This is a genomic window from Frigoribacterium sp. CFBP 8751 (assembly GCF_014841545.1).
In the GTDB taxonomy this organism is placed as follows: domain Bacteria; phylum Actinomycetota; class Actinomycetes; order Actinomycetales; family Microbacteriaceae; genus Frigoribacterium.
Genome location: NZ_JACYUB010000001.1, coordinates 1,131,252 through 1,143,796, shown reverse-complemented (window position 1 = coordinate 1,143,796; position 12,545 = coordinate 1,131,252). Strand labels below are relative to the sequence as shown.

Below are 12,545 nucleotides of genomic sequence, written 5' to 3'. Positions count from 1 at the left end.
GACAACCTCTGATCCACCCCGGCTCCACGGCATGATCGGACGATGCCTCTCGTCCTCGATCCCCGAACACCCGTCGTCTGGCGTGATCCGTCGACCCTCCAGGTCGGCGTCGATCGCCCGACGCTCGTCCTGAGTCCGGTCAGCAGGCTCGACGAGCGCGTGGTCGCCGCCGTCGCCGCGGGCCACGGCGCAGGCGGGCTGCCCACCCTCGTCGCCCATCTCGGTCTCGACCGCGCCGCGGTCGAGGCCTCGGTCGAGCGCTTGCGGCCCGCGCTGGACGGCGACACCCAGCCGATCGTCCCACCGTCCGTCCTCGTCGGTGGGCCGGGCCCCGTGGCCGATGCCGTCGCGCGCCTCCTGGGCTCCTGCGGGGCCGACGTCCGTCGGGCCCACGCCGACCTGCCGCCCCCGAGGAACACCACCGGCGTCCTGGTCGGCGGGCACGTCGTCGACCCCGGAGTGGTCCGAGAGTGGGTGCGGTCCGACCTGACGCACCTCGTCGTGCGACTGGGCGATCGTCATGCGCGGATCGGGCCCGTGACGGTGCCCGGCGCGACGGCCTGCGCCCGGTGTCTCGACCTCCGCGCCGGCGAGGCCGACCGCGCCTGGCCCGCGATCGCCGGTCAGCTGAGCGCTCGTCCCCTCACCGCGCCTCCGCTGCTGTCCGTCCACGAGGTCGCCACGAGAGCCGCCCGTCGTCTGTGGTCGCGTCTGAGCGGTGCGGCCGGCACACCGGACGACTCCGAGGTCGAGTCGATCTCGATCGCCGAAGGTCTCGTCACTCGCGCGAACGTGGCGCCCCACCCGGAGTGCGGGTGCGCAGCTCTTCCACGAACCGGCTCGCGCGCCGTTCGCCGCCGCGTCCCTGCCCCGATCGGCTCCACGACAGCCGCAGCCGCTCACGCGCCCTCGTGACGCCGACGTACAAGAGGCGGCGTTCCTCGTCGATCGCCGCGTCGTCCTTCGCGTAGCTGATCGGGACGAGGCCCTCGCTCAGTCCGATCAGGTACACGCTGCGCCATTCGAGCCCCTTGGCCGAGTGCAACGTCGCCAGGGTGACCGCGGCCATCGTCGGCTCGTGTTGCCCGGCCTGGCGGGCGAAGAGCTCGTCGACGAACTGTCGGAGGGTCGTCCCGGGCGCCGACGCCTCGGCCAGGCCCATGATCGTGTTCAAGGACTCCCACCGGTCGCGGATCGCGCCTCTCTGGTCGGGAGCGTCCTGCGTCCAGCCGAGCGACCGCAGGACGTCACTGACGGTCTTGAAGAGCGGCTCGCCCACGATGCTGACCGCCGCGCCCTTCATCATCATCAGGGCCTCTTTCACCTCGCGCAGCTCGAAGAACCGCGTCGCACCGTGGATGCGGGTCGACACGCCGACGTCGGCGAGTGCGCGCTCGATCGCCGCGGCCTGGACGTTGACCCGGTACAGGACGGCGATCTCTTCCGGGGCGACGCCCGAGCGGATCTCGTCGGCGATCGTCTCGGCGATGCCCCGGGCCTCGGCCGAATCGCCGGCGTACTCGGTCACGGGTGGCACGGGACCCGTCGTCTCGACGGCCGGGTGGAGATGCAACGCCCCCGGCCGACCCCGCATGAGCTGGTTGGCCGTGTCGACGATCTGCCGCGACGATCGGTAGTTCTGCTCGAGACGGACGACCGTGGCGTCGTCGTAGCGCGCGCCGAACCCGAGCAGGTAGTCCGACGACGCGCCCGCGAACGAGTAGATGGTCTGGCTGGCGTCGCCGACGACGCAGAGGTCGTTCCGACCGCCGAGCCAGAGGTCGAGCAGGTCTTGCTGCAGCGGCGAGACGTCCTGGTACTCGTCCACGACGAAGAAGCGGTACTGCTCGTGCACCTGCTGGGCCACGCGCGGCTCGAGTTCGAGCATGCCGACCGTCGCGAGCAGGACGTCCTCGAAGTCGAGCTGGCGCCGTTCGTCCTTGACGGCCTCGTAGGCCCGGTGCAGGTCGACGGCCTTCTCGACGCTGATCGAGGGCGGCAGCGACCTGCCCGGCAAGGCCTTCGCGTAGTCCTCGAGGGTGAGCCGCGAGACCTTGCGCCACTCGATCTCGGCCGCGAGGTCTCGCAAGGCCGCCGTGTCGATCTTGAGACGCAACGACTCGGCGGCGTGGGCGAGGGCCTTGGCCTTGCTGTCGAGGAGGCGCGGCATCTGACCGCCCATCGTCTGCGGCCAGAAATAGGACAGCTGGGACAGCGCCGAGGCGTGGAAGGTGCGAGCCGAGACTCCCCCGGCACCCAGGTGACGCAACCGACCACGCAGTTCGGCGGCCGCCCGTGAGGTGAAGGTCAGCGCCATCACGCGGTTCGGCGCGTAGACACCCGTGGCGACCCCGTAGGCGATGCGGTGCGTGATGGCGCGGGTCTTGCCCGTCCCGGCACCCGCGAGCAGGCACACGGGACCGAGCAGCTTGGACGCCGCCCGGCGCTGCTGCTCGTCGAGCCCCGCGATCAGGTCGGCGGCCTCGCTCACTGGTCGATCTCGCCGCCGAACCAGTCCTCGATGATCGCACGGGCGATGGACGTGCGCCCCGGCAGGACGATCTCACCGAGGCCCGCGGCCAGCTCGTCCCGGCTGAACCAGCGCAGGTCGAGGATCTCGGCCCCGTCGGGGGTGAGCGTGCCGGGATCATCGGTGTCGACCTCGGCCCGGAAACCGAGCATGAGGCTCGCCGGGAACGGCCAGGGCTGCGAGCCCAGGTAGCGGGGCGACACGACGTTGATGCCGGACTCCTCGAAGATCTCACGCTGCACGGCGTGTTCGAGCGATTCGCCGGGCTCGACGAAACCCGCCAGCAACGAGTAACGGTTCTGCTCCCACAGGGCGTTCGACCCGAGCAGGAGGCGGTCGTCGGCATCGGTCACGCCGACGATGATCGCGGGGTCGGTCCGGGGGAAGATCTCGTGGCCGTCGTCCGGGTCGCGGCGCACCCAGCCCGCCTTGTCGGTGACCAGACGCCGACCGGTCCGCGGCGAGAACCGGTGGGAGTCGTGCCAGTTCGCCACGGCGACGGCCTCGACGGCCAGGCCTGCGTCGCGGGCGCTCAACGCCGTGCCCGACACTCGCGGACTGCCCCAGGCCGAGTCGTCGGCCGCGATCGACTTCGCGCGTTCGTCGTCGAGGAGTGCCGCCAGGACGGGCGTGCCCACGGGTTCGGCGGCCGAAGGGTCTTTCGAGACGCCGAGGTAGACGTAGTCGTCGGCCGGCGGCACCGACGAGGCCGGCAGCAGAGCCAGGGAATCCGGCGACGCCATGAGGGTGCGTCCCCGCCAGACCGGCAGCACACGGGTGGCCGCGGAGGCGAGCAGTTCGTCGACGACGCCGGCGCGCTCGCGGGTGAGGTAGTCACGGTCGACCTGGTGGCGGGACAACGGGAGCCGGGACGTGAGTGGCGAGGACATCGGACGACCAATCATCGCGAGTTGACAGCGTGGCGCACGGCAGGGCATCGCGTGCGGCGGCCTACCCTGAGGGCATGGCCAGATCTCATCTCACTCTAGCCGCGCTGGCCACGGCCGCCGTCGCGGACCTGGACGTCACGCGCGCGTCACGCCACGGCAGCGAGACGGGTGGCGACTTCGACTCCGCACTCGTCGACGGCCGTGCCGGAGAGCACTGCATCGTCCGTGTCCCCCGGTCGCAACGAGCCGAGGCCGAGCAGTCGGCCGATCTCGTCGCCCTGCGCGCGCTGAGCGCCGGCGTTCGCGGACGGCTCTCGTTCGACGTGCCCGCCTACCGCGGCCAGGCGCCCATCGGCCGCACGCGCGGCATCGTCTACGACGTCGTCCCCGGCGAGCACCTGTCGATCTCGCGACTGACCGCGACGAGCGACCTGCCCACGGCGCTGGGTCGTGCGGTGGCGGCGATCCACTCGCTGCCGACGAGCTTCGTGACCGACGCCGGTCTGACCAGTCACACCCCGTTCGAGGCGATGAGGTCGTCGGCGGCACTCGTCGACCGCGCGGCTTCGACGCGCCTGCTGCCGGCCGCACTGCTCGAGCGGTGGGAGGCCGCCATCCAGGACTCCGTGCTGTGGCAATTCCAGCCGACGGTCGTCAACGGCTCCCTCGACGCCGGTTCGGTGCTCGTCCTCGGCGACACCGTCAGCGGCGTGCTCGGCTGGCACGAGCTGCAGGTCGGCGACCCCGCCCGCGACCTGGCCTGGTTGCTCGGCGCCCCCAGCCCGACGGCGGTCGACGCGGCGTTCGAGGCCTACAACATCGCCCGCGGCACGAGCGACCACCAGCTGCGGCACCGGGCGACCCTCTACCGCGAACTCGACCTGGCGAAGTGGCTGCTGCACGGCACCGGCACCAAGAACACGTCGGTCGTCGACGACGCCGTCGAGATGATGACGAAGCTCGTCGACTCGTTGCCCGGAGATCGGCGGGCCGGCATCGGCTCGGGCTCGACCGCCGCCCTCGATGTCGACGGCGTCGAGGACCTGCTCGAGGCGACCGAGCGCCGTCACGTCTGAGACGCCGCCTCGACCCGCTGCCAGAGCTCGACCAGTTCACCGCGGTCGGCCACGTGTCGGGGCCGCAGCACCACGTCGTCGGCCACGAAGTAGAACACCGCGTCGATCTTCTCGGCCGGGGTGCCGGTGAACCGGGCGTAGGCCTCGCGGTAGAGCGCCAGTTGCAGCTGCTTGAGCTCGAGATCGGCGTCGTCGGTGGGTGCCTTGCCGGTCTTCCAGTCGACGACCTCTAACCGACCGTCTCGTTCGAACACGGCATCGATCTTGCAGATGATGGTGCGACTGCCGAGGGGGAGGTGGATCTCGAGCTCGACGTCGGTCGGTTCGAGGGACGCCCAGGGCGAGCGCTCGAAGGTCGCGACCAGCTGTTCGAACCGCCTCGCGTCGTCGGGGTCGATCGGCCCGGACCCGGACGAGCCGACCCGTTCGTCGTCCAGATCGCTCTCGTCACCCCAAGCGTCGAGGGTCTCGGCACGACCCGTCGGCCGGAAGCGCTCTTCCACCCACTCGTGGAACAGCGTGCCGAGGCGGGTGGCCCGGTAAGGCCGTTCGGGCAGGGGACGACGGAGGGCGGCTGCGACCGCGGCGGGATCGTCGACGTAGTCCTTGAACCGAGAGGCGGGGATGCGCTGGGGCAGGGGAACCGCCCCGGCGCCTGCTCGCGCGGCATCGCGCTCGAGCAGCAGCAGCTCGATGTCGGACGACCATCTCGATCGGGGTCCTGGTCGCTCCTCGTCGGCGGGCTCGTCACGTGAGCGCCGGTCCAGGGCCGCGGTGACGCGTGACGCGGCGTCCTCGACGACCGCGCGGCGCTGACCCAGGGGGTCGAGCGGCCAGCTGAGCTCGCGGGATGCCGCAGCCAGGGGGTTCTCGTCGTCGTCGGGCCGCTCGGGCAGGTCTTCGATCGGCACGAGTGCTCTCTCGGCCAGCTCGACGACGAACCGGCTCGCCGGGCGAGGGCGCACGGCGCTCGTCCAGAAGGAACCGCTCACGAGCAGGGCGTCACGGGCACGGGTGAGCGCGACGTAGGCCAGCCGCCGCTCTTCGGCCTGGTGCCGGACGACGAGCTCGTCCTTGAACGCCTTCAGCGACTGGTCGAACTCTTTCTGGTCGGCGACGCCCCGCCAGCCGAGCACGGGCAGCTCGGCGGCGTCGCCACGGAACTCGTACGGCAGTTCGCCGAAACCGAGCCACCCCACACCCTCGCGGGACGTGCCGGGCAATTCGCCCTCGACCAAGCGGGGCACGGCCACGACGTCCCATTCGAGCCCCTTGGACCCATGGATGGTCAGCAGTTGGACGGTACCCCGCTCGGCTTGCTCGGATCTCGGCCCCATGTCGTCACGACGCTCGGCTGCCGCCAGCCACGACAGGAAGCCCCCGAGCCCGGCGTTCTCGTCGGTCGCGACGTACCCGGCCAGTTCGTCCTCGAAGGCCTGCAACCAGGCACCGCCCGAGGGCGCCCCGGTGGCCGCCGCCACCTCGACGTCGAGCAGCATCTCGTGCTCGACCAGCGTGACGAGGTCGACGAGGTCGAGCCCGGTGCGGCCCCGGAGGAACGCGAGCTGCGAGCCCAACCGCCGCAGGCGCACGAGGCCCTCGTCGCTGAACTCGGCGAGTTGACGATGGGTCACGGGTGCCGTGGCCAGGAAGTCCAGGGCGTCGACGACGGACCCGTGCTCGCCAGCGGCGACCGACGCCCGGAACCCGGCGGCGACGTCGTCGTCGAGGCGCTGTTGGGCGTGGTCGTGCGAGAAGAGCCACGAGGCGACGTCGCGCAACCGCGCGATGTCTCGCACGCCGATCCGCCATCGGGCCCCGGCCATCAGGCGGATCGCCTCGGAACCGGCCGACGGGTCGTGCAGCACCCGGAGGCAGGACACGAGGTCGACGACCTCGGGACGTTGCAGGAGACCGCCGACACCGAGCACGTGGTACTCGACCCCGCGCGCGGCCAGTGCCTCGACGAAGACGGGCATGGTCTTCTTCGACCGGAAGAGCAACGCCGCCGTCCGGCGGGCCGGTTCGCCGTCGACGACCGTCGGGACGGCCAACTCTTGCTGGAGCCACGCCGCGACCTGGTCGGCCTCACCGGGCAACGTCTGGTCGAAGAGCAGTTCGACGCGACCCTCTGGTGCACCCGGCCGGGGGTTCAGCTCGCCGACGACCGCACCGGCGGACCGCGCGAGCTCGGCCACGACGGTGTTGGCGGCGTCGAGAACGCGCGACGCGTTGCGCCAACTGGTCGAGAGGCTGAAGACGGCGTCGGGACGGGCTCCGAAGTCCTCCGGGAACCGTCCGAGGTTCGCGGCGCTGGCACCCCGGAACCCGTAGATCGACTGGTGGGGGTCGCCGACCGCCATGACCCCGGTGCCCTCGAAGAGGCGGGACAGCAAGGTGGTCTGCACGACGCTGGTGTCCTGGTATTCGTCGAGGAGCACGACGCGGTAGCGGTCGCGCAGTTCGGCCACGACGCTCGGCGCCGTGTCGCAGACCTCGAGGGCCAGGGACACCTGGTCGGAGTACTCGACGAGGCCGCGACGGGCCTTCTCGTCGGCGAAGGCCGCGGCGAGGTCGAGCAGCGGCGGGAGGGCCGACACCGCGCCGACGGCGTCGACGACGGACTTGTAGGCGCTGCCCTTCGTCGACGGCAGACTCGCGAGGTCGAGGAACCGGTCGGCCAGGCGCGCCACGGGCTCGGGCTCGGTGACGTTCTCGCTCAGGGCGTGGCTCAGGCGGAGGACGGCCTCGGTGATGCCGTCGACGCTGCGGCCGAGCCCGGCGAGGCGCTCGTCGTGGCTGGCCACGACGAGTGAGCGCGCCAGCTGCCAGGCCGACGCGTCGCCGAGCACCTGGGACTCGCTCTCGCGCCCCACCCGCAGCGCGTTGTCACGGAAGATCGCGTTGGCGAACGCGTTGTAGGTCGAGACGGTGGGCACGTCGAACGGATCCACCTCGTCGCCGAGCAGTCCGACCGCCCCGAGCTGGGCGATGCGCCGCTCGATGCGCTCACCGAGCTCGCCGGCGGCCTTGCGGGTGAAGGTCAGGCCGAGCACCTGCGAGACGCCGACGAGGCGGTTGGCGAGCAGCCACACCACGCGGTTGGCCATGGTCTCGGTCTTACCGCTGCCGGCGCCCGCCACGACGAGGGCGGGCTCGAGCGGGGCCTCGATGACGGCCTGTTGCTCGGGGGTCGGGGTGGGCAGCCCGAGTGCCTCGGCGATCTCGGCCGCTCCGAGCAGGGACGAGGAGGCGCGGGTCGCGGCGCCCACGCCGCTCCCGTCACCCGCACCCGCCGCATCAGCCGTGCCGGGGGCCCGGCCCACGGCCGTCACGAGCCGCTCACCTCGCCCACCACGTGGATGCGGCACGATCCGCCGTGGCGGCCCTCGCAGTGGTCGTCGAGGCGGGCGACGAACACCCGGCCCGCCATGTGCTCGGCCGCGTCGACGACCCGTGCCCGGAAGGCCGCGAGTCGGTCGTCGTCGAATGCCCCCTGGGCCGGCTCTCGGTAGAGCTTGCCCCGGACGCCCGACGACACGATGACGAGTTTGGCCCCACCGGGGGGCGTGCCCTCGGGCACGGCCTCGACCGCACCATCGGCGAGGGCGACCTGGTAGCTGCCCAGCTGCGGGTGCTCGGCCACGGCCTGGGACGACGTCGGGGCCGACCGCCCCGTCTTGAGGTCGACGATGACGGCGGCGCCCTCGGCGGTCCGCTCGACCCGGTCGATCGACCCCCGCAGACGAGCCGGCCCGATGTCGAGGGTGAAGGTCGACTCGGCTCCGAGCAGACTGCCACCCGACGCCTCGAAGTCCCGCAGGTAGGCAGAGAGGCTCTCGGTCATGTCGCGAGCCCGGCGTTTCTCGGACTCGGCGATCCACGCCGACTCGAACTCGAGCTCGGGCCAGCGCCCCTCGACCGCCCGCCAGAGCGAATCGACGTCCGTGCCGTCGGCGTGCTCCATGACGTCGTGCAGCACCGTGCCGAGACCCATCGCCGCGTTGGGAGGGGAGCCGCCGAACCGGTCGACGAACCAGTGCAGGGGGCATTCTTCGAACGACCCGAGTTGCGACGGCGACACGGGCACGTGGGCCTCGGGGTCGTCGAGGTCGATGAGCGGTTCGACGGTGGTCGGGTCGAGCAGGCCGTACCAGTCGTCCGGCGACGCCCCGGCCACGCCCTCGCCGGCGAGTCGGGCCAACGCCTCGACCGCGTCGTCGGCCCGTGGGCCGTGAGGCGACGAGACGAGCACGTGCCGGAGGTGCCCCACGAGTCCGCGCAGCGACAGGGGGTGCCCGGCGGGGGCTTCCGGGCAGCCGTCCGGCAGCAGCCGGAAGAACGGGGAGGGGCCCTCGTCGTCGTTCGAGGTGCACGAGAGCACGACCTGCCGGGTGGCGCGTGACACCGTGAGGGCGAACATGCGCAACTCGTCGGACAGCACCACGGCCCGCGCGTCGGAGGGGGCGGCCGGCTCGTCGTCGGGGTTCTCGGACGGACCGCCGCGGAGCAGCCCTCGCTCGGCCAGGGCGACGAGTTCGTCCGGCGCGAGCAACCCGCCGCGGATGCGGAGGTTCGGCCACACGCCGTCCTGCAGCCGCGCGGCGACGACCACGTCGACCTCGACTCCCACGGCGTTCGACGGAGAACAGACCAGCACCGTCTCGGCCGTCGCCTGCGGCGAGAGCGTGTCTTCGGGTACCTCGGCCCCGAGCAACGAGTCGAGGAAGGCCCCGGCCGGCGCCTCGGGGGTGCGTTCGACGAAGCGCTTGGCGGCCGTGAACAGCGCGACGACGCCGTCGAGGTGACGGTCGGCCTCGGCGGCGACGATGCCGTGACCGTCGCTCTGCGCCGACCACTCGGCCGCGAGTCCGCTGCGCTCCCACAGACCCCAGAGCACTTCCTCGATGCTCGCACCGGTCGCGGCTGCGCGACGAGCCGCGTCGAGACTGGTCGAGAAACGCCCGGCGCGGGCGGCGAACCTCGAGTCGATCGTGACGAACCGGCCGGCCCCCTCGAGGGCTTCGACGAGGAGGTCGTCGGCCGAGCGGATGCCGCCCGCCCCGAGTTCGTCGGCGCGCAGGGCCAGCTTCAGGCGGCGCAGCGAGAGCGGATCGAAGCCTGCGAGAGGACCCAGCAGCAACTCGGTCGCGAGGTCGACGGTGAGCTCGTCCCGTCCGACGGCCACGGAAGCGGCGAGCAACAGGTGACGTGCCGCGTGCTCGTCGCGCACGGCGCGTCCGGCGACGGAGGTGCGGGTCGGCACCTCGGCGAGCTGGAGCCCCCGCGCGACGCCCGCCACCTGCCCGCCGCTGCGGACGACGACCATCATGCGTGACCATGGCACCCCGCGGACCAGGTGGTGCTCGCGCAGGAGCCGGGCCACCGACGCCACTTCGTGGGTCGGGCTGTCGGCCCGGACGGTGACGATCGGGGGCACCGGCGAGTCGGGCCGGTCGCCGACCTCGGAGGGCTCGGCCACCGGCGCGGCCACGGCGCCGTGCTGCCGACCGGCCCCGGCCGTCCCGATCCGGGAGGTGACGCGCTGGACGAGATCCCGCAGAGGCGGCTGGTGGCGGTGCGCCGTCGAGAGGTAGAGCGTCTCGACGTCGGGCAGGCCGAGCCGGGGGCCGAGACGACCGAGCACGTCGGGCGTGCCGCCCCGGAAGGCGCTGGTCGACAGGTCGGGGTCGCCGAACGCGACCACGGCGACGCCCCGCCGGGTCAGGGCGCGCAGCAGCGCCACCGTCGACTCGGTCGCTTCTTGCGCGTCGTCGACGAGGACGACCCGCAGCCCGTCGACGGCCGGGGAGGTCTCGCCCCGGTCGAGGGCGGCGACGGCGTAGTCGACGAGGTCGGCCGAGTCGAGGTGCCGTCCCCGGGCCGCGTCGAGCACGCCCAGGTACTCGTCGCGGAAGTCGGCCACCGCCGCCCATTCGGGCCGGCCGGCCAGCTCGGCGGCGCGTCGGAGCCCCTCGGACCCGATGCGGTGCTCGGTCGACCGCATGAGGACCTCGCGCAATTCCGTCCGGAACCCGCGGAGCCGACGGACGGTCGGGCCGAGCCCGTCGGGCCAGGACGGGCCCGTGCCGTCGAGCTCGTGCCCTTCGAGGAGGGCTCGGACGATGCTGTCCTGATCGCCGCCGGTCAGCAGGGTCGGTGCGGGGAGGCCGACGAGTCGTGCCGCATGGCCGACCACGTCGAACGCGAGCGACGAGACGGTGCGGGCCAGGGGGCCCGGAGTGGGGACGGTGAGCCTCGACGCGATCACGTCGCGCAGCGTCGTGGCCGTCGACCGCGTCGGCGCGAGTGCCATCACGGCCGTCGGCCCCCACCCGCGCACCTCGACCCGGTCCACCACGAACTCGACGAGCGTGCGGGTCTTGCCCGAGCCCGGGGCCCCCAGGACGGCCGCCGACCACCCGTGAGGGAGGTCGAGCACTGCTCGCTGGGAGTCGTCGAGAGCCGTCGGCGCCACGGCTCGCGTCGGGCCCGGGAGGGGCGGGGAGACGGTCGAGGCCATGTCCCGACGCTACCGGCTCGCACCGACATCGAGGCCGGCCCGACGGGTGGGCGACGGCCCGGGAGGCGACCTCCTGTGCGCCGACAGTGAACGTGCAGAGCCGGGGCGGCGAGGTCGGTTATCGTGACCACGTGGACATTCGCATCGGCATCACCAACAGCCCCCGTGAGATCAGCTTCGAGACGGCGCAGACCGCCGACGAGGTCGAGAAGGTCGTCGGCGACGCGCTCGACGGCGGCAAGTCGTACGTCACCCTCGCCGACTCCAAGGGCAAGACCTACCTGGTCCCCACCGCGTCGCTCGCCTACGTCGAGGTCGGCAGCGAAGAGAGCCGCAAAGTCGGCTTCGTCAGCTAGCCGTGGAACTCCTCTTCGTCGTCCTGGGCGGCGCCGTCCTCGGATTCGTCTTCCACTACGCGCTGCCCGACGCGGACACCCGCGGAGTGCTGCTCGCGCCGGCCTCCGGTGCCGTCGTGGCCGCGATCGTGTGGGAGGCGCTCACCTGGGCGGGGTGGCCGGCCGACGGCGGCTGGATCTGGGTCGTGGGGCTCGTGCTCCCGGCCGTCGTCGCGGTCCTCGTCTGCCGCGTCGCAGCCGTCCGTCGCCGGGCACGCGACAGTGAGCACTTCGCCCGTCTGGTCCGCTCCGCCTCCTGACACGGCACATCCGGTCGAACGCCTCTGCTGAGAGGTCGGTCGGCGACCCCTGACGGATCTGCCCGCAGCCGATCCTCGGAATCGGCCGAGCCTCGGAACCGGCTCAGGCGGTGAGGCCCAGGGCGTCCATGCGGCGGGTGTGCGCGGCGATGAGTTCCGTGAAGACCGGCTCGAGACGCTCGTCGTCCGCCGACACGTGCGACGCCGAGACGGCAGCACGCGCGACCAACAGGGTGTCGCCCACCAGCCTGCGCCCCCAGAGGGCCAGTCGCGACGCGAGGCGCGGGTCGGCCTCGATGGCCGCCGAGAGCTCTCGCACGACGAGCGGTGCGTCGTCGTGCGCCTTGAGAACCGCCACGATGCGCTTGTGGTGGTCGGCCTGCAGCCCGGCCGCCAACCGGACGAACACGTCGTTGAGCAGGCCGGCCGCGACGTAGTTCGCGAGGATCGCCTCGTACCAGTCCGTGCCTTCGGTCCGGGCCCGGAACTCGTCGATCGCGGCGATGTGGGGCTCCATCGACTCGGTGGCGTCGTGCCCCGATCGTTCGATCTCGGCCACCAGGCCACGGTGTCGTGCCAACGTCGACTCGGCGATGCGACCGGTGGTCTCTTTCGCGCGGACGTCGGGGGCGAACGCCGACGAGCGCCCGAGCGTCTCGAACAGCGCGAGCTCGAGGTAGGCCGCGTGCCCCAGGAAGACCAACAGGTCGGGGGTGAACTGGTCGAGCTCGACACGCGCCGCGGGGGTCGGCTTCGCCGCGGGCCGCGGCCACTGCAGGGACGGGACGCCGCGTTTCGCACCTCGACCGGGCCAGGACACCACGCCGACATCTTACGGGGTCCGAGAGGCCGCCCGTCGCGACGGGCTAAA

8 protein-coding genes and 1 pseudogene are annotated in these 12,545 nt (G+C 72.4%); 4 read left to right on the top strand and 5 right to left on the bottom strand.

The genetic code is table 11. The annotated features are described in order from the left end of the window. Positions 1 to 42: 42 nt before the first annotated feature. Positions 43 to 795: pseudogene (locus tag IFT88_RS17045) on the top strand (hypothetical protein); the annotation flags it as partial. On the opposite strand, the gene IFT88_RS05470 reads toward IFT88_RS17045, so the two are convergent. Further along, positions 779 to 2,491 carry a UvrD-helicase domain-containing protein gene (locus IFT88_RS05470; protein ID WP_192119269.1) on the bottom strand — a complete coding sequence of 571 codons (1,713 nt, stop codon included), beginning with the start codon at positions 2,489 to 2,491 and terminating at the stop codon, positions 779 to 781. The pseudogene IFT88_RS17045 and the gene IFT88_RS05470 sit on opposite strands and share 17 nt — an antisense overlap. Beyond that, on the bottom strand, positions 2,488 to 3,420 hold the full coding sequence (nudC, locus tag IFT88_RS05465) for an NAD(+) diphosphatase (RefSeq protein WP_192119267.1): 933 nt from the start codon (positions 3,418 to 3,420) through the stop codon (positions 2,488 to 2,490). The genes IFT88_RS05470 and nudC overlap by 4 nt, the downstream gene beginning before the upstream one ends. 74 nt (positions 3,421 to 3,494) lie before the next feature. Between nudC and IFT88_RS05460 the strand changes: the two genes are divergently transcribed. Then, the gene (locus IFT88_RS05460) at positions 3,495 to 4,496 is read left to right on the top strand and encodes a phosphotransferase (protein ID WP_043595438.1); all 1,002 of its coding nucleotides are present in this window, start codon (positions 3,495 to 3,497) and stop codon (positions 4,494 to 4,496) included. Here the strand turns inward: IFT88_RS05460 and IFT88_RS05455 are convergent. Both IFT88_RS05455 and IFT88_RS16780 read right to left on the bottom strand, forming a co-directional pair. Further along, entirely contained in the window at positions 4,487 to 7,768 is a 3,282-nt protein-coding gene (locus tag IFT88_RS05455) for an ATP-dependent DNA helicase (protein WP_342212074.1), read from the bottom strand. The genes IFT88_RS05460 and IFT88_RS05455 overlap by 10 nt on opposite strands. Before the next feature lie 59 nt (positions 7,769 to 7,827). Further along, positions 7,828 to 11,019: an ATP-dependent helicase gene (locus tag IFT88_RS16780; RefSeq protein ID WP_199858882.1), complete on the bottom strand. Its 3,192-nt coding sequence runs from the start codon at positions 11,017 to 11,019 to the stop codon at positions 7,828 to 7,830. Between the two features lie 131 nt (positions 11,020 to 11,150). Between IFT88_RS16780 and IFT88_RS17040 the strand changes: the two genes are divergently transcribed. Next, positions 11,151 to 11,375 (top strand): DUF3107 domain-containing protein, encoded by a 225-nt coding sequence (locus IFT88_RS17040; protein ID WP_043595511.1) that lies wholly within the window; start codon positions 11,151 to 11,153, stop codon positions 11,373 to 11,375. A gap of 2 nt (positions 11,376 to 11,377) precedes the next feature. Further along, the gene (locus tag IFT88_RS05445; RefSeq protein WP_056229288.1) at positions 11,378 to 11,674 is read left to right on the top strand and encodes a hypothetical protein; all 297 of its coding nucleotides are present in this window, start codon (positions 11,378 to 11,380) and stop codon (positions 11,672 to 11,674) included. Between the two features lie 103 nt (positions 11,675 to 11,777). On the opposite strand, the gene IFT88_RS05440 is transcribed toward IFT88_RS05445, so the two are convergent. Continuing rightward, on the bottom strand, positions 11,778 to 12,497 hold the full coding sequence (locus IFT88_RS05440; protein WP_235472309.1) for a ferritin-like fold-containing protein: 720 nt from the start codon (positions 12,495 to 12,497) through the stop codon (positions 11,778 to 11,780). Positions 12,498 to 12,545: the final 48 nt, after the last annotated feature.

Excerpts from the sequence above, each read along its gene's own strand:
- nudC (WP_192119267.1), bottom strand. The coding sequence starts at position 3,420 with ATGTCCTCGCCACTCACGTCCCGGCTCCCGTTGTCCCGCCACCAGGTC.
- IFT88_RS05460 (WP_043595438.1), top strand. The coding sequence starts at position 3,495 with ATGGCCAGATCTCATCTCACTCTAGCCGCGCTGGCCACGGCCGCCGTC.
- IFT88_RS16780 (WP_199858882.1), bottom strand. The coding sequence starts at position 11,019 with ATGGCCTCGACCGTCTCCCCGCCCCTCCCGGGCCCGACGCGAGCCGTG.